Below are 15,620 nucleotides of genomic sequence, written 5' to 3' on the forward strand. Positions count from 1 at the left end.
GCCGGGTTGCTGCCCGGAACCTAATGGCTGGTCGAGGGTGGGGACAGGGGCCGATCGGGCTATTGCGCCGCGGGCGAGAATGGGACCGTGAGCAACCTCGAGGACCGACCCGCGGAGCTGACGGCGGAGTGCGCGGTCACGGCGGGGATCGAGATCATGACGCCGCGCGACGTCCCGCTCGGAGGGCCGCGGGCGATGCGGGTACGCCGGACCCTGCCGCAGCGGCACCGATCGCTGATCGGGGCGTGGTGCTTCGTGGACCACTACGGGCCCGACGACGTCGCCGACTCCGGCGGGATGCGCGTCGCACCGCACCCGCACACCGGCCTGCAGACCGTGAGCTGGCTGTTCACCGGGGAGGTCGAGCACCGCGACAGTGCGGGGCACCACGCGATGGTGCGTCCCGGCGAGGTGAACCTGATGACCGCGGGCCGCGGCATCAGCCACTCCGAGGTCTCGACGCCGTCGACCACGAGCCTCCACGGAGCCCAGCTCTGGGTGGCGCTGCCCGACTCCGACCGCGGCACCGACCCGACGTTCGCCCACCACGCACCGGACCCGGTCGTCGGTGCGGGGTGGGAGGCCCGGGTCTTCCTCGGCTCGCTGCTCGGCGACACCTCGCCGGTCCCGACCTACACCCCCCTCCTCGGTGCGGAGCTGCTGCTCGAGCCCCGCACCAACCTCGGGCTCGACGTCGACGAGGCGTTCGAGCACGGCGTGCTGGTCGACACCGGGATTCTCGGCGTCCACGGCATCGAGGGGAAGCAGCACGACCTCGCCTACGTCCCGCCGGGACGCCGCACCCTGACGCTGACGTCGTACGACGAGCCGGTGCGGCTGCTGCTGCTCGGCGGCCCGCCCTTCGGCGAGGCGATCGTCATGTGGTGGAACCTGGTCGCGCGCACCCACGAGGAGGTCGTCGCCTGGCGTGCGGAGTGGCAGGCGCAGATCACCGACGCCGGGCTGGTCGACGGCTGGTTCGGCATCCCCGTCGGGGACGAGCTGCCGCCGATCCCCGCCCCGCCCTTGCCGAACGCCCGGCTCAAGGAGCGGCACTGACCGCTGTCGGAGCCCTGCGACAGGATGGCGCGCATGGAACCGGTCATCGGCGAGGACGGCGTCCCGCGCTGCCCGTGGGCCGGTGGCCCCGGGGTGATGCGCGACTACCACGACACCGAGTGGGGCAACCGCGTCAGCGGGGAGTCGGCGTACCTCGAGCGGCTGACGCTCGAAGCGTTCCAGTCCGGGCTCTCGTGGTCGACGATCCTCAACAAGCGGCCGGCGTTCCGCGAGGCCTTCCACGGCTTCGACGCCGAGGCGGTCGCGGCGTTCGGGCCCGGTGACGTCGAGCGGCTGATGCAGGAGCCGCGGATCGTCCGCAACCGGATGAAGATCGAGGCCGCGGTCACGAACGCGCGGGCCACGGTGGCCCTGCGCGAGGCGGGCGGCCTGGAGTCGTTCGTGCTGTCCTTCGCTCCCGACGACCCGCCCGCCTGGGCCGACACCGCCGAGATGACGACGACGTCGGCGGAGTCGGTCGCGCTGTCCAAGGGCCTGAAGAAGCGCGGCTTCGCGTTCGTCGGTCCGACCACGATGTTCGCGCTGATGGAGGCGATCGGGGTCTTCGACCCCCACCTCGTCGGCTGCTTCAGGCGAAGCTGAGGAGCGCCGCGAGTCCTCAGCGAACCAGAGCGGCGGCCTCCGCGGCGAGCATGCTGATCCGGTCCCAGTCCCCGGACGCGACCGCGTCCGCCGGCGTCAGCCAGGAGCCACCGACGCAGCCGACGTTCGGCAGCGCGAGGTAGGCCGGAGCGGTGGCCGCGGTGATCCCGCCGGTCGGGCAGAAGCGGGCGGTCGGCACCGGCCCGGCGACCGCCGTGAGGAATGCCGCGCCCCCGGACGCCTCGGCCGGGAAGAACTTGAGGTCGGTGACGCCCGCCTCGAGGGCGGCCAGCACCTCGGACACGGTGGCCACACCCGGCAGGAACGGCAGCCCGGAGTCCTGCAGCGCGTGCAGCAGCGAGCCGGTGGTGCCGGGGGAGACCAGGAACTGCGCGCCCGCGTCGGCCGCCAGCTTCGCGTGCCCGGGCCGGGTGATGGTGCCGGCGCCGACCAGGATCTCGGGCACCTCGTCGGCGATCGCGCGGATGGCGTCGAGCGCGGCCGGGGTGCGCAGCGTCAGCTCGATGGCGGGCAGGCCGCCGGCGACCAGGGCGCGCGCGATCGCGACGCCCTCCTCGGCCGTCCCGGCCACGACGACCGGCAGCACCGGCACGATCTCAAGCGGGCTGGACAACGGGTACCTCCTGGCCCGGGGCGCTCACGCCCGGGAAGACGCTGGCGCCGGTGTCGGCCGACCCGACGGTGGCGCGGAAGGCCGCGAAGAGCTCCCGGCCGGTGCCCGCCCACTCGGCGCCCTGGGGGGCGCGCCCGGTGGCGGGGCGGCGCTGCAGCTCGTGGTGGTCGACGTGCAGGTCGAGCAGGCCTCCGGCGGCGTCGACGGTGACGACGTCGCCGTCCTGCACCCGCGCGAGGGGGCCCCCGAGAGCGGCCTCGGGGGTCACGTGGATCGCGGCCGGGACCTTGCCCGACGCACCGGACATCCGGCCGTCGGTGACGATCGCGACCCGCTGTCCGCGGTCCTGCAGGACACCCAGCGCGGGCGTGAGCTTGTGGAGCTCGGGCATGCCGTTGGCGGCAGGGCCCTGGTAGCGGATGACCGCGACGAAGTCCCGGCCGTCGAGCGAGCCCGTCGCGAATGCGTCGAGGAAGTCGTGCTGGTCGTCGAAGACCACGGCCGGTGCCGAGACGAAGCGGTGCTCGGGCTTCACGGCGGAGGTCTTGATGACGGCGCGCCCGAGCGGCCCGGAGAGCAGCTGCAGGCCGCCGTCGGGGGTGAACGGGTCGGACGCGGGGCGCAGCACCTCGTGGTCGAGCGACTCCTTCGGTCCCTCTTCCCACGTCAGGTCGTCGCCACGCAGGACCGGCTCGCGCGTGTAGAGCGACAGTCCGCGGCCGGCGACGGTCCGCACGTCCTCGTGGAGCAGGCCCGCACGCAGCAGCGTGTGCACCAGGAACGCGATGCCACCGGCGGCGTGGAAGTGGTTCACGTCCGCCTCGCCGTTGGGGTACATCCGGCTGATCAGCGGCACCACGGCCGAGAGGTCGGACAGGTCGTCCCAGGTGAGGGTGATGCCCGCCGCGCGGGCGATCGCCACGAGGTGCATGGTGTGGTTCGTCGAGCCACCGCTGGCGAGCAGCGCCACGCACGCGTTGACGATGGCCTTCTCGCCGACGATCTCGCCGATCGGTGTGGGCTCCATCGTCGAGGAGTGACCGCCCTGCCGGGTCAGCTCGACCACGCGCCGCCCGGCCGCCCTCGTCAGGGCGTCCCGCAGGGGAGTGCCCGGGTTCACGAACGAGGAGCCCGGCAGGTGCAGGCCGAGGACCTCCATCAGCAGCTGGTTCGAGTTCGCGGTGCCGTAGAACGTGCAGGTGCCGCCGGAGTGATACGACGCCGACTCGGCCTCGAGCAGCTCCTCGCGGCCGACCTTGCCCTCGGCGTACAGCTGGCGGATCCTCGCCTTCTCGGAGTTCGGCAGGCCCGAGGTCATCGGGCCGGCGGGCACGAAGACCGTCGGCAGGTGGCCGAAGGAGAGCGCGCCGATCAGCAGGCCGGGCGTGATCTTGTCGCAGACGCCGAGCATCAGGACGCCGTCGAACATCTCGTGCGAGAGCGCGATCGCCGCCGACATCGCGATCACGTCGCGGCTGTAGAGCGAGAGCTGCATGCCGTCGCGGCCCTGGGTGATGCCGTCGCACATGGCGGGCACGCCGCCGGCGAACTGCGCGATGCCGCCGGCCCGCACGACGGCCTTCTTCAGCGACTCCGGGTAGTCGCGGTAGGGCTGGTGGGCCGAGAGCATGTCGTTGTACGACGAGACGATGGCGACGTTCGGCTTCACGCTGCCGCGGAGCGCGGCCTTGCCCGCGGGCTCGGCGGCGGCGAAGCCGTGCGCGAGGTTGGCGCAGGCGAGGCGTCCGCGGGCCGGGCCGGCGTCCGCCGCCGCCCGGATCCGGGCGAGGTACTCGGTCCGTCCCGCGGTGCTCCGCTCGGCGATGCGGGCGGTCACCTCGGCGACGGTGCGGTGGAGTGCGTTCACTGGTCGGGCTCCTGCCAGGTCCGGCCGTCGCGCTCGAGGAGCGTGGCGGCGGCGGGGGGTCCGTCGGTGCCGGCGGCGTACCGCTTCGGCCGGTCGGGCGAGGTCGCCCAGCGCTGGAGGATCGGCTCGGTCCAGGTCCACGCGGCCTCGACCTCGTCGCGGCGCATGAACAGCGTCGGGTTGCCCTTGATGACGTCCATGAGCAGCCGCTCGTAGGCGTCGGGCAGGCGCACGTCGAAGGCGGCCGCATAGCTGAGGTCGAGCGAGACCGGCCGCAGCCGGTAGCCGCCAGGGCCGGGTTCCTTGGCGGTCAGGTGCAGCCGCATGCCCTCGTCGGGCTGGACCAGGATGTGCAGCCGGTTCGGGGCGGTCGCGCCTTCGGCGCCGGGGAACATCGAGTGCGGCGGCTCCTTGAACACCACCACGATCTCCGAAGCGCGGTGGTCCATCCGCTTGCCGGTGCGCAGGTAGAAGGGGACGCCGGCCCAGCGCCAGTTCTGCACCTCGGTCTTCAGGGCGACGAAGGTCTCGGTCCGGGAGCCGCCGTGCCCCAGGTCGTCGGAGTACGACGGGACCGGGGCCCCGTCGACCAGCCCGGCGCCGTACCGGCCGCGGACGGTGTCGTGGTCGACGTCGGCCGGCGACATCGGCTTCAGGGCCTGGAGCACCTTGAGCTTCTCGTCGCGGACCGTCTCGCGCCCGACGTAGGTCGGCGGCTCCATCGCGACCAGGCAGAGCAGCTGGAGCAGGTGGTTCTGGACCATGTCGCGCAGCGCGCCGGCGTTGTCGTAGTACTCGCCGCGGCCGCCGACGCCGACGGTCTCGGAGACGGTGATCTGCACGTGGTCGACCCAGCGGGAGTTCCACAGCGGCTCGAGGAAGGCGTTGGCGAAGCGCGTCACCAGCAGGTTCTGGACGCTCTCCTTGCCGAGATAGTGGTCGATCCGGAAGATCTGCGCCTCGTCGAAGACCCCTCCGACGGCGGCGTTGACCTCGCGGGCCGACGCGAGGTCGTGGCCGATCGGCTTCTCGAGCACCACGCGGGCGCGCTCGTCGACCACCCCGATCTCGTCGAGGCGCCGGCAGATGGCACCGAAGAGCTTCGGGGCGACCGCGAGGTAGAACACCCGGACCGCGTCCTCGGGGTGCGGGCGGTCCTTGAGCAGGGCGTGGAAGCGGTGCCAGTCGTCAGGATTCTCGGCGTCCAGCATCAGGTGGTGCAGCCGGGCCAGGAAGCGGTCGAGCGCACCGTCGTAGAGGTCCGCGGCGTCGACGTACGTCGCGAGCGCGGTGCGCACCACCGAGCGCCAGGCGTCGTCGTCGAGGTCGGTCATGGACACGCCGAGGATCCGGTAGTCGGCGGGGAGCTGCCCCTCGAGGTCGCGGTGGTAGAGCGCCGGCAGCAGCTTGCGGAGGGCGAGGTCGCCGGTCCCGCCGAAGACGGTGAAGTCACACGTCTCGGGGAGCACGTTCGGGGCCGGAGCGGGTTCCATGAGCTCCACGGTAGGGACGAGTTAGGTCCATCGCAAGACGTACATACGTTTTTTCAGGATCAAAGTAGGGACGTTTATGCTTCCCGCGTGACCCAGGTGGTGGAGACCCGCGAGACCGCGGCGCCGGCGACGGCCGGCGAGCTGCTCGAGCTCGTGCGCACCGGCCGCGCGGCGACCCGTTCCCAGCTCCGCGCCCTCACCGGGCTGTCCCGCACCGCCGTCACGGCGCGCGTGTCGGCCCTGACCAGCGCGGGGCTGCTGCAGATCGGCGAGGAGCTCGCGTCCACCGGGGGCCGCCCCCCGGGCGCGCTGGTCTTCAACCGGCACGCGGGCGTCGTGCTGGCCGTCGCGATCGGCCGGTCCCGGAGCCAGCTCGCGGTGCTCGACCTGGACGGGCAGGAGCTCGCCGCGGACTCCCGCGACCACGAGGTCGGCGTCGGCCCGGACGAGCTGCTGCCCGACGTCGCCGGACGGCTCACGGCGCTGCTCCAGGACGTCGCACCGCCGGTGCTCGGGATCGGCCTCAGCCTCCCCGGCACGCTCGACTCGGTCCGCGGCCTGTCCATCGGCTCCCCGGTGATGTCCGGCTGGGACGGCGTCCAGCTCGCGCCGTACTTCGGCGAGGTCGCGGACGCCCCGCTGTTCGTGGCCAACGACGCCGATGTGCTGGCGCGGTCCGAGCTGCTCGGGGGCGCCGGAGTCCTCGACGACGTGCTGGTGGTGAAGGCGTCCACCGGTCTCGGGCTCGGGATCGTCGCCGACGGCCGGGTGCTCAGCGGCCATCTCGGCGCCGCGGGCGAGATCGGGCACACGACCGTGGACGCCGCCGGCGACCTGCCGTGCCGGTGCGGCGCGACGGGCTGCCTGGAGACCATCGCCGGCGGCTGGGCCCTGGTCGCCCGGCTGGCCTCGGAGACCGATCACCACGAGCAGCCGGTCGATCATGTCCGCGACCTGGTCGCGCTCGCCCTGCAGGGCGACTCCTTCGCCCGGGGGCTCCTGCGCGACAGCGGGAGGGAGCTCGGCGAGGTGCTCGCGGTGGCGATCAACCTGCTCAACCCTGCTGCCGTGGTCATCGGGGGAGACATGGCCGCGGCGTTCGACTTCTACGTCGCGGGCGTGCGCGAGAGCGTCTACCGGCGCTCGGCCCCGCTGGCCACCCGCGACCTCCAGTTCCTCCCGGCCACGCACGGCGACCGCGCTGGCGTCGTGGGCTGCGGGGCGCTCGCGCTCGACCACGTGCTGTCGCCCGTGGCCGTCGACGCGCGACTGGCGACCGGGGGCTGAGGTCAGCCGACGTCGTGCGACAGCGAGTCGACGACCACGGCGATCGCGAGCACCAGCGCCGGGTTCTCGCCCGGGCCGATCTCGACGCCGTACGTGTCGGCGATCCGGAACCACCGCTTGGAGACCTCGGCCACCTTGTCGCGCCCACGGCTGATCTCGAACTCGTGGTCGACGATGTTGCCCTGGACGTCGAGCTCGTCGCCTCCGGCCAGCTTGACGTGGTAGCGCTCCCGCAGCGGCGAGATCATCGCCTTCTTGACCGTGGCGACGTCTTTGCCGTCGGCGTCCTCGATGGCCATCGTGTCCCGGATGCTGAGCTTGCGCTCCTGGATCTTCAGCAGCTCGCGCCCCGAAGCGTCCTCCAGCACGAGGGTCTGCCTGATGCGGAGCGCCTTCCCGTCGACCTTGAAGGCGCGGTCCCCGCCCTCGTCCTCGATCCAGTAGTCGTCGCCGATCGAGAACAGCTTCTCCCGCATCCGGTACGTCGTGCCACCCCCACCCCGGCGGTCCTCGCGGCGGTCCTGGCGTCGGTCCCTCAGTCCCATGCGGCCATCGTCGTCCCGTCCCTGCCCGGTGGCATCACCTGATCCGGGCGACCGCGCACTAGGGTCACGGCCGTGGACGCGAACACCTGGCTGTGGATCCTCGCCGCCTTCCTGGCCGCGATCTTCCTCGGCACCGGAGCCCTCAAGCTGACCCGCTCGCGCGAGGAGATCGTGGCGGCCGGGATGACGTGGGCCGGCGCGTACTCCGACCGGACCCTGCGCCGGCTCGGCTGGGCGGAGGTGATCGGCGCGGTCGGCGTCCTGATCCCGTACGTCGCGCCCTTCGCTGCGGTGTTCCTCGCAGTCGTGGCCCTGGTCGAGCTGGTGACGCACGTGCGGCGGCTCGAGCTCTTCCCCGACGCCCTGCGCACCCTCGCCCTCGTCGTCATGTGCGTCGTCCAGGCGGTCTACCGCTTCGGCCCCGAGGCGTTCTGACTGGGACTAGCCTCACCCCGTGACCCGAGTACACGCCTTCGGCGACGACGCCCTCGGCGACCGCGACGCGGTCGGCCTGGTGACCGCGATCCAGGAGGGCGAGGTGGCGATCCCCGAGGTGATCGAGGCCGCGATCGCCCGCACCGAGCGGCTCCAGCCCGAGCTCAACGGCGTCGCCTACGTCGCCTACGACCGGGCCCGCGCCGAGGCCCGCGACCCGCGCGGCGGCTTCTTCGCCGGTGTCCCGACGTTCCTCAAGGACAACGTCGACGTCGCCGGCATGCCGACCCAGCAGGGCTGCGACGCCTACCGCGCCCGCCCCGCAGCTCAGGACGGTGACTTCGCCCGGATGTTCCTCGCCACCGGTCTGGTCCCGATCGGGAAGACCCAGCTGTCCGAGTTCGGGTTCAGCCCGTCCGCCGAGCACCCGCGGATCGGCCCGGTCCGCTCGCCGTGGGACCCCGCCCACACCGCCAGCGCGTCGTCGGCAGGTACGGCGGCGCTCGTCGCCGCCGGCGCCGTACCCCTCGCGCACGGCAACGACGGCGGCGGCTCCATCCGCATCCCGGCGGCGGTCAACGGCCTGGTCGGGCTCAAGCCGACCCGCGACCGGCTCGCCCAGGACAAGGTCACCCGGCAGATGCCGATCCGGATCGTCTCCGACGGCGTGCTGACCCGCTCGGTGCGCGACACCGCGGCGTTCCTCCGCGAGGCCGAGCAGGTCTACCGTGCGCTGAAGCTGCCGCCGATCGGTGACGTGACCCGTCCCGGCCGCACCCGGCTCCGGGTCGCGGTGCACACCCGCGGCATCGGCCGGGACGCCGACCCGGAGGTGGTCGAGCTCACCCTCAAGACCGCGAAGCTGCTCGAGGAGCTCGGCCACGAGGTCGAGGTCGTCCCGCACCCGGCGCCCTCCTCGGTGCCCGACGACTTCCTGCTCTACTGGTCGATGCTCGCGATGATGATCGTGCGCACCGGGCGGCGCACCCTCGGCCCGTCGTTCGACCGGACCCGCCTGGACAACCTCACGCTGGGCCTCGACCGGCACTGCCGGGGCCGGCTGCACCGGCTGCCCGGCGCGATCGGCCGGCTGCGCCGGCTGCCGCGGCTCTCCGCGGACTTCCACCGGCGGTACGACGTCGCGCTGACGCCCACGCTGGCGCTCACCACCCCGCTGGTCGGCCACCTCGACCCGATGAACGACTTCGAGACCGTGATGGAGCGGATCCTCGAGTGGGTCGCGTTCACGCCGTGGCAGAACGCGACCGGCGATCCGGCGGTCTCGCTGCCGCTGGCGAGCTCGTCGGCGGGACTGCCGCAGGGGATGATGCTGTCGGCCGGTGCGGGCCGGGAATCCACCCTCCTGGAGCTGGCTCTCGAGCTCGAGGAAGCGGCTCCTTGGAGGACGCTGACAGGCTGAAATCCAGGCTCCCGGCCTCGATTTCTCGTTACCGGAGAGCCTGTGTATCGTTCTCCGTCGTTGCCCCTTTAGCTCAGTCGGCAGAGCGTCTCCATGGTAAGGAGAAGGTCTACGGTTCGATTCCGTAAAGGGGCTCTGGGCAGGACCCTGGACGGACCGGTTAATCTGGTTCGGACAGCCGTGCCCGTGGCGGGGTAGCTCAGGTGGTTAGAGCACACGGCTCATAATCGTGGTGTCGCGGGTTCGAGTCCCGCCCCCGCTACTCACATCCTGCGACACCTGTACCGACAAGCAAGGACTTCCCGTGGCCAGCAAGAGCTCCGACGTTCGCCCCAAGATCACGCTCGCCTGTGTCGAGTGCAAGGAGCGGAACTACATCACCAAGAAGAACCGGCGCAACGACCCCGACCGGCTCGAGATGATGAAGTTCTGCCCGCGCGACCGCAGGCACACCCTGCACCGTGAGACCCGCTGATCGACCCGTCTTCCGACAGCCCGCCAGGTTCGCCCGGCGGGCTGTCCGCATTTCAGATCCGGCACCTCAGACCCGGCACTGCGGCCGGCGCCACGCCCGCAGGTCCGAGACGTCGAGCCGCAGCAGCTGCGGCACGACCGGCCGCCCGCCCAGGTCCTGGTAGTGCCGCGTCCCCGCCTCGCTGACCACCCACAGCGAGCGGCTTCCGACCAGGTCCATCCCCTCCGCGCCCGGCACGAACGCCCTCCGGCGGGTGCCCTCCGGTCCGCCGAGGACTCCGCAGCGGGTGACCGACTGCGCGAACCACGCACCCGCCGGCTGCCCGGCCAGCGCCGCCCACACCCCGCCCTGCGTCGAGCGTGGTGCGTCGGTGTGCCCCGACGACATCTCCGGCGTGATGTCCAGGACCCCGGACGCCACGATCTCGTCGGTGTCGAACCAGTCGACCTGCGCCGGTCTCGTCGGGTACCACCGGCCGATCCCCAGCCGGCCGCGGTCGTCGGTCAGCGAGAACGACCCGCGCAGCGGCGGCCCCAGCGCCCACACGTGCTCCACGTCGAGGGTCTCCGGGTCGATCAGCCAGAGCCTGCTGGTCTCGACGAGCCACAGTCCGTGGCTGTCGCGCACCAGTCCGCCGCCGTGCCGGCACGTCAGCGGGTCCCGGTCACCGACCTGGCCGGCGACGGGGTCGAGGCGGTCCAGCAGCTCGCCGGTGCGGACGTCGTACCGCTCGACCAGGCAGTACCGCTCGTGCAGCGGTGCGTTGCCGTCGAAGCCGCTGACGAAGGCGGACCGGCCCGCCACCGCCACGCCCTGCGGGACGAAGCCGTGCCCGGTGCGCAGCCACACGCCCGCACAGACCGCGTGGTCGTTCGGGAACCGGTCCAGCTCGTCCTTCTCCAGGTACGTCGGGGGAGTGCCCCGGACATCGTCGAACGTGATCGGCCCGCACCCGCTCCGGCGGTCCGGCCCTGGACCGGGGTCGGCCGAGGTGCAGCCCGCGACCAGCACGAGTGCGGCCAGCACCCACCCGATAGTTTGGGCGCATGCCAGTCGACCAGTCCCTCGTCGGCCGGGTCTTCCCACCCACCCGACCCTATGCGGTGACCGCGGAGCACATCGGCAGCTTCGTGGCCGCGATCGGCGGCGCGTACGACGGCGGCGCGGCGCCCGCGACGTACCCCATCGTGCTGGCCTTCGACGCGATGAACGCCTTCCTCGAGGCCGAGTCGATCGACCTGTTCCGGATCGTGCACGGCGACCAGAAGTTCGCCTACGAGCGGCCGGTCGTCCCCGGTGACGTCCTCACCGCGACGCTCACGGTCGCGAGCCTGCGCCAGATCGCGGGCAACGACATCATCGGCACGACCAGCGAGATCACCGACTCCTCCGGCGCCCTGGTCTGCTCGACCAGCGCGACGCTCGTGCACCGGGGCGCGGCATGACGCTCGAGCCGCAGGCCTACACGATCACGCGCGCCGACCTGGTGGCGTACGCCGAGGCCAGCGGCGACCACAACCCGATCCACCAGGACGACGCGGTCGCCGAGAGCGTCGGGCTGCCGGGCGTGATCGCGCACGGGATGTACACGATGGCGCTGGCCGCCCGGGCGGTGTCCACCTGGTTCCCGGGGTGCGAGGTGGCCAGCCTGGGCTGCAAGTTCACCAACCCGGTGGTCGTACCGGCCGAGGGCGGTGTCGACATCGAGGTCGCGGGCGAGGCGTCCGAGGAGGACGGCCTGACGACCGTGCGGCTGACGGTCACCTGCGAGGGCCAGAAGGTGCTCGGCATGCCGAAGGCGGTCGTGCGTGCCCCCGCCCATGACTGAGCTGCTCGCCGACCACACCACCCTGCGGCTCGGCGGCCCGGCCGCGCGCTGGGTGCGCGCGACGACGGAGGCCGAGCTGACCGCCGCGGTGTCGGAGGCGGACGCGGCCGGCCACCCGGTGCTGGTGCTCGGCGGCGGCAGCAACCTGGTCGTCGCCGACGAGGGGTTCCCCGGCACGGTCGTCGAGGTCGCCACCAGCGGCATCAGCCCGGACGTCGAGGACGGGGTGAGCTGCGGCGGGGTGCTGGTCACCGTCGCCGCCGGTGAGAGCTGGGACGACCTGGTCGCGCTCGCGGTCGGGAAGGAGTGGGCCGGCATCGAGGCGCTCTCCGGCATCCCGGGCCGGGTCGGCGCGACGCCGATCCAGAACGTCGGCGCCTACGGCCAGGAGGTCAGCCAGACCATCGCGTCGGTACGGGTCTGGGACCGCCGGTTGCGCGGCGTCCGCACGTTCGCCAACGCCGACTGCGGCTTCGGCTACCGCACGTCCCGCTTCAAGGCGGACCCGGGCCGGCACGTCGTGCTGTCGGTGACGTTCCAGCTCCGGCAGGGCTCGCTCGGCGGACCGGTGGCGTACGCGGAGCTCGCCCGCACGCTCGGGGTCGAGCCGGGGGAGCGGGCCGCGCTCGCCGACGTACGCCGCGCGGTGCTCGCGCTGCGTGGTGGCAAGGGCATGGTGCTCGACCCGGCCGACCACGACACGTGGAGCGCGGGGTCGTTCTTCACCAACCCGGTCGTCCCCGCGGACGCCGTGCCCGACGGTGCGCCCGCGTGGCCGCAGCCCGACGGCCTCGTGAAGACCAGCGCCGCCTGGCTGATCGAGCACGCCGGCTTCGCCAAGGGGCACGGCAACGGCCGGGTCGCGCTCTCCGGCAAGCACACGCTCGCGCTCACCAACCGCGGTGGTGCGTCCACCGCGGACCTCCTGGCGCTCGCGCTCGAGGTGCGCGACGGCGTGGAGCTGCGGTTCGGCATCCGGCTCGTCAACGAGCCGGTGCTGGTCGGCTGCTCGCTCTAGCTGTTGCTGTTGACCGTGCCGTGGATCGTCGTGGTGTCCGACGACGCCACGGCCAGCGCGATGAGACCGACGATCGCGACGATGCCGACGACGAGCAGGATCGTGCCGATGATGCCCATGATCTTCCCGGCCGAGGCGGATCCGCGGCCGCCGTACACCGCCGGGTTGGCGTCGATCTCGCGGACCGCCTTGGCCCCGGTCGCCCAGGCGAACGGCGAGAGGACCAGCGTGATGCCGCCGCAGGTGGCGATGCCGGCCAGCCCGATGATGCCCAGCACCATCGCGGTGTTCGCCGACGGGTGCGCGGGAGCCGGCGGCGCGTAGTTGTACGGCGCCCGCGCGTACTGCGGCTGTCCGTACGGCTGCTGGTAGGGCTGCTGGTACGGCTGGCCGTACGGCGGCTGCTGTGGCTGCTGGGGGTAGGGCTGCTGCGGCTGGCCCTCGGGGTAGTACGGGTTCTGCGGCGGCGGCGGGGGCTGCTGCGGCTGCTCGTACGGGTTCGGGCCCGGAGGCTCGTGCTCGGTCATGGGTGCATCCTCCCAGTCCCTACCGGTTTTGGCGGGAGCCCACCCACCCCTCGATGTCGCCGAGGATCTCGGACTTCACGTCGTCCGGTGCCCGGGACGCCCGCACCGACATCCGCGCCAGCTCGGCGAGCTGGCTGTCGGTCAGTCCGTGTGCGGCGCGCATGGTGGCGTACTGACCGGCGAGGCGGGACCCGAACAGCAGCGGGTCGTCGGCCCCGAGCGCGACCGTGGCGCCGGCCGCCAGCAGGGTCGGGAGCGGCACCGACGTGAGGTCGGAGTAGACCCCGAGCGCGACGTTCGAGACCGGGCAGACCTCCAGGACCACGCCCGCCTCCACGATCCGGTCGAGAAGCGCCGGGTCCTCGGCCGCCCGGACACCGTGCCCGAGCCGCTGCGCGTGCAGCTCGTCGAGGCACAGCCGGATGTGCTCCGGCCCGCGCAGCTCGCCGCCGTGCGGCGCCAGCAGCAGACCGCCACGCTCGGCGATCCGGAACGCCGGCGCGAAGTCGCCCGTGCGCCCGCGCCGCTCGTCGTTCGAGAGGCCGAACCCGACCACGCCGCGCCCGCCGTACTGCACGGCGAGCCGGGCGAGGGTGCGCGCGTCCAGCGGGTGCCGGGTGCGGTTCGCCGCGACGACGACCGCCATCCCCAGGCCGGTGGTGGCCGAGGCGTCGCGGACCGCGTCGAGGACCAGGTCGGTGAACGCCGTGATCCCGCCGAAGCGCGCGCCGTACCCGCTGGGGTCGACCTGGATCTCCAGCCAGCGGCCGCCGTCGCGGACGTCGTCCTCGGCCGCCTCCAGCACCAGCCGGCGGACGTCGGCCTCGGTGCGCAGCACGGACCGAGCGACGTCGTAGAGCCGCTGGAAGCGGAACCAGCCCTTCTCGTCGGCCGCCGACAGCTTGGGCGGCCAGTCCTCGACGAGCTGGTCCGGCAGCGCGATGCCGTCCCGGGCGGCGAGCTCGAGCAGTGTCGAGTGCCGCATCGACCCCGTGAAGTGCAGGTGCAGGTGTGCCTTCGGGAGGTCGTGGAGGTCCCGGCTCTCGCTGCGCTCGCTGCTCGACCAGCGATGCGTCAAGAGAAGAGCTTCTGGAGGCGGGTCACGCCCTCGACCAGGTCGTCGTCACCCAGGGCGTAGGACAGCCGCAGGTAGCCGGGGGAGCCGAACGCCTCGCCCGGCACGACCGCCACCTCGGCCTGGTCGAGGATGTACTCGGAGAGCTCGGCGGACGTCTGGATCAGGCGGCCGTCGTACTCCCTGCCGAGCAGTCCCTTGACCGAGGGGTAGGCGTAGAACGCGCCGAGCGGCATCGGGCAGAGGACGCCGTCGATCTCGTTCAGCATCGCGACGATGGTCTTGCGCCGCCGGTCGAACGCCGACTTCATCTCCTCGACCGCGCTGAGGTCACCCTCCAGGGCGGCGAGCGCGGCGCGCTGGGCGACGTTGGCGACGTTGGACGTGGCGTGCGACTGCAGGTTGGTGGCGGCCTTGACCAGGTCGGCCGGCCCGATCATCCAGCCGACCCGCCAGCCGGTCATCGCGTAGGTCTTGGCGACCCCGTTGACGATCACGGTGTGGTCGGCGAGCGCGGGGCAGAGGACCGGGAGCGAGCCGGTGTCCGCGCCGTCGTAGACCAGGTGCTCGTAGATCTCGTCGGTCAGCACCCAGAGCTCGTGCTCCTCGACCCAGGCGCCGATCTCGCGGATCTCGTCCGAGCTGTAGACGGCGCCGGTGGGGTTCGACGGCGAGACGAACAGCAGCACCTTGGTGCGGTCGGTGCGCGCAGCCTCGAGCTGGGCGACGGTGACCTTGTAGTCCTGCGTCTCGTCGGCGAGCACCTCGACCGGCGTACCGCCGGCGAGCCGGATCGCCTCCGGATAGGTCGTCCAGTACGGCGCCGGCACGATGACCTCGTCACCCGGGTCGAGCATGGTGGCGAACGCCGCGTAGATCGCCTGCTTCCCACCGTTGGTCACCAGCACCTGGCTCGGCTCGACCTCCAGGCCGCTGTCCCGCAGCGTCTTGGCGGCGATCGCCTTCTTGAGCTCGGGGAGCCCTCCGGCCGGGGTGTAGCGGTGGTTCTTCGGGTCACGGGCGGCCTCGACCGCCGCCTCGACGACGTAGCCGGGCGTCGGGAAGTCCGGCTCGCCGGCACCGAAGCCGATCACCGGTCGGCCCTCCGCCTTGAGCGCCTTCGCCTTCGCATCCACCTTGAGCGTCGCGGACTCGGCGATGGCGCCGATCCGGCGGGAGACGCGACGGGAGCGAGGAGAGGTCTCGGGCGAGGTCATGGCTCCATCGTAGGGCGGGGACTCGGGCGGGCCGCCAGCCGGTTTGGACTCCGCATCACCTCACCCCGTAGACTCCACGTTCGGTGGATTCCCACAGGATCAGTCGTGCCCGCAGGCCGGGTGATCGGGGCCTACCG

Annotated in this window: 17 protein-coding genes and 2 tRNA genes; 11 read left to right on the top strand and 8 right to left on the bottom strand. The window is 72.5% G+C overall.

Annotated elements, in window-relative coordinates; genetic code table 11:
- The first annotated feature begins 87 nt into the window (after nucleotides 1-87).
- Nucleotides 88-1,059 (top strand): pirin family protein, encoded by a 972-nt coding sequence (locus N538_RS0110585; protein ID WP_028637287.1) that lies wholly within the window; start codon nucleotides 88-90, stop codon nucleotides 1,057-1,059.
- Nucleotides 1,060-1,092: 33 nt separating this feature from the next.
- The gene (locus N538_RS0110590) at nucleotides 1,093-1,662 is read left to right on the top strand and encodes a DNA-3-methyladenine glycosylase I (protein ID WP_028637288.1); all 570 of its coding nucleotides are present in this window, start codon (nucleotides 1,093-1,095) and stop codon (nucleotides 1,660-1,662) included.
- A gap of 16 nt (nucleotides 1,663-1,678) precedes the next feature.
- Here N538_RS0110590 and eda read toward each other — a convergent pair whose 3' ends face one another.
- From eda to zwf, 3 genes are read right to left on the bottom strand one after another with little or no spacing between them, the layout of a single operon-like run.
- On the bottom strand, nucleotides 1,679-2,296 hold the full coding sequence (gene eda, locus N538_RS0110595; RefSeq protein ID WP_028637289.1) for a bifunctional 4-hydroxy-2-oxoglutarate aldolase/2-dehydro-3-deoxy-phosphogluconate aldolase: 618 nt from the start codon (nucleotides 2,294-2,296) through the stop codon (nucleotides 1,679-1,681).
- Nucleotides 2,280-4,163: a phosphogluconate dehydratase gene (edd, locus tag N538_RS0110600; RefSeq protein WP_028637290.1), complete on the bottom strand. Its 1,884-nt coding sequence runs from the start codon at nucleotides 4,161-4,163 to the stop codon at nucleotides 2,280-2,282. The genes eda and edd overlap by 17 nt, the downstream gene beginning before the upstream one ends.
- Complete coding sequence (gene zwf / locus N538_RS0110605; protein ID WP_036570226.1) at nucleotides 4,160-5,656, bottom strand: glucose-6-phosphate dehydrogenase; 1,497 nt, start codon at nucleotides 5,654-5,656, stop codon at nucleotides 4,160-4,162. Before zwf ends, edd begins: the two co-directional genes overlap by 4 nt.
- Nucleotides 5,657-5,743: 87 nt before the next feature.
- Between zwf and N538_RS0110610 the strand changes: the two genes are divergently transcribed.
- Nucleotides 5,744-6,943, top strand: a complete 1,200-nt coding sequence (locus N538_RS0110610) for an ROK family transcriptional regulator (protein ID WP_231496196.1) — start codon at nucleotides 5,744-5,746, stop codon at nucleotides 6,941-6,943.
- 2 nt (nucleotides 6,944-6,945) lie between these two features.
- Here the strand turns inward: N538_RS0110610 and N538_RS0110615 are convergent, their stop codons facing one another.
- On the bottom strand, nucleotides 6,946-7,488 hold the full coding sequence (locus N538_RS0110615) for an LURP-one-related/scramblase family protein (RefSeq protein ID WP_028637293.1): 543 nt from the start codon (nucleotides 7,486-7,488) through the stop codon (nucleotides 6,946-6,948).
- Nucleotides 7,489-7,560: 72 nt separating this feature from the next.
- On the opposite strand from N538_RS0110615, the gene N538_RS0110620 reads away from it, so the two are divergent.
- The 5 genes from N538_RS0110620 to rpmG all read left to right on the top strand — a co-directional run bounded on the left by N538_RS0110620 (nucleotide 7,561) and on the right by rpmG (nucleotide 9,818).
- Nucleotides 7,561-7,923 carry a DoxX family protein gene (locus N538_RS0110620; protein WP_028637294.1) on the top strand — a complete coding sequence of 121 codons (363 nt, stop codon included), beginning with the start codon at nucleotides 7,561-7,563 and terminating at the stop codon, nucleotides 7,921-7,923.
- Between the two features lie 19 nt (nucleotides 7,924-7,942).
- A complete protein-coding gene (locus N538_RS0110625) occupies nucleotides 7,943-9,343 on the top strand; it encodes an amidase (protein WP_028637295.1) in 1,401 nt (466 codons plus the stop codon).
- A 62-nt stretch (nucleotides 9,344-9,405) separates the two neighbouring features.
- Nucleotides 9,406-9,478, top strand: a tRNA-Thr gene (locus tag N538_RS0110630).
- Nucleotides 9,479-9,531: 53 nt separating this feature from the next.
- Nucleotides 9,532-9,605: transfer RNA gene (locus N538_RS0110635), tRNA-Met, on the top strand.
- Nucleotides 9,606-9,647: 42 nt separating this feature from the next.
- Nucleotides 9,648-9,818, top strand: a complete 171-nt coding sequence (rpmG, locus tag N538_RS0110640) for a 50S ribosomal protein L33 (protein WP_028637296.1) — start codon at nucleotides 9,648-9,650, stop codon at nucleotides 9,816-9,818.
- Between the two features lie 66 nt (nucleotides 9,819-9,884).
- Here rpmG and N538_RS0110645 read toward each other — a convergent pair whose 3' ends face one another.
- Nucleotides 9,885-10,844, bottom strand: coding sequence for a hypothetical protein (locus N538_RS0110645; protein WP_028637297.1), 960 nt, complete (start codon nucleotides 10,842-10,844; stop codon nucleotides 9,885-9,887).
- 20 nt (nucleotides 10,845-10,864) lie between these two features.
- On the opposite strand from N538_RS0110645, the gene N538_RS0110650 reads away from it, so the two are divergent.
- Genes N538_RS0110650 through N538_RS0110660 form a run of 3 tightly spaced genes read left to right on the top strand, consistent with a single transcriptional unit; the run spans nucleotide 10,865 to nucleotide 12,664 of the window.
- Entirely contained in the window at nucleotides 10,865-11,263 is a 399-nt protein-coding gene (locus N538_RS0110650) for an FAS1-like dehydratase domain-containing protein (RefSeq protein ID WP_028637298.1), read from the top strand.
- Nucleotides 11,260-11,646, top strand: a complete 387-nt coding sequence (locus N538_RS0110655) for a MaoC/PaaZ C-terminal domain-containing protein (protein ID WP_028637299.1) — start codon at nucleotides 11,260-11,262, stop codon at nucleotides 11,644-11,646. Before N538_RS0110650 ends, N538_RS0110655 begins: the two co-directional genes overlap by 4 nt.
- Nucleotides 11,639-12,664 carry a UDP-N-acetylmuramate dehydrogenase gene (locus N538_RS0110660; protein WP_028637300.1) on the top strand — a complete coding sequence of 342 codons (1,026 nt, stop codon included), beginning with the start codon at nucleotides 11,639-11,641 and terminating at the stop codon, nucleotides 12,662-12,664. Before N538_RS0110655 ends, N538_RS0110660 begins: the two co-directional genes overlap by 8 nt.
- On the opposite strand, the gene N538_RS24855 is transcribed toward N538_RS0110660, so the two are convergent.
- The 3 genes from N538_RS24855 to N538_RS0110675 are packed head-to-tail and all read right to left on the bottom strand — an operon-like array spanning nucleotide 12,661 to nucleotide 15,483.
- The gene (locus N538_RS24855) at nucleotides 12,661-13,191 is read right to left on the bottom strand and encodes a hypothetical protein (RefSeq protein ID WP_051549165.1); all 531 of its coding nucleotides are present in this window, start codon (nucleotides 13,189-13,191) and stop codon (nucleotides 12,661-12,663) included. The genes N538_RS0110660 and N538_RS24855 overlap by 4 nt on opposite strands.
- Nucleotides 13,192-13,210: 19 nt before the next feature.
- On the bottom strand, nucleotides 13,211-14,269 hold the full coding sequence (locus tag N538_RS0110670) for an adenosine deaminase (RefSeq protein ID WP_028637301.1): 1,059 nt from the start codon (nucleotides 14,267-14,269) through the stop codon (nucleotides 13,211-13,213).
- Nucleotides 14,266-15,483 (bottom strand): pyridoxal phosphate-dependent aminotransferase, encoded by a 1,218-nt coding sequence (locus N538_RS0110675; RefSeq protein ID WP_028637302.1) that lies wholly within the window; start codon nucleotides 15,481-15,483, stop codon nucleotides 14,266-14,268. The genes N538_RS0110670 and N538_RS0110675 overlap by 4 nt, the downstream gene beginning before the upstream one ends.
- Nucleotides 15,484-15,620 lie beyond the last annotated feature (137 nt).

The organism is Nocardioides sp. URHA0032 (assembly GCF_000620645.1).
Classification (GTDB): domain Bacteria; phylum Actinomycetota; class Actinomycetes; order Propionibacteriales; family Nocardioidaceae; genus Nocardioides.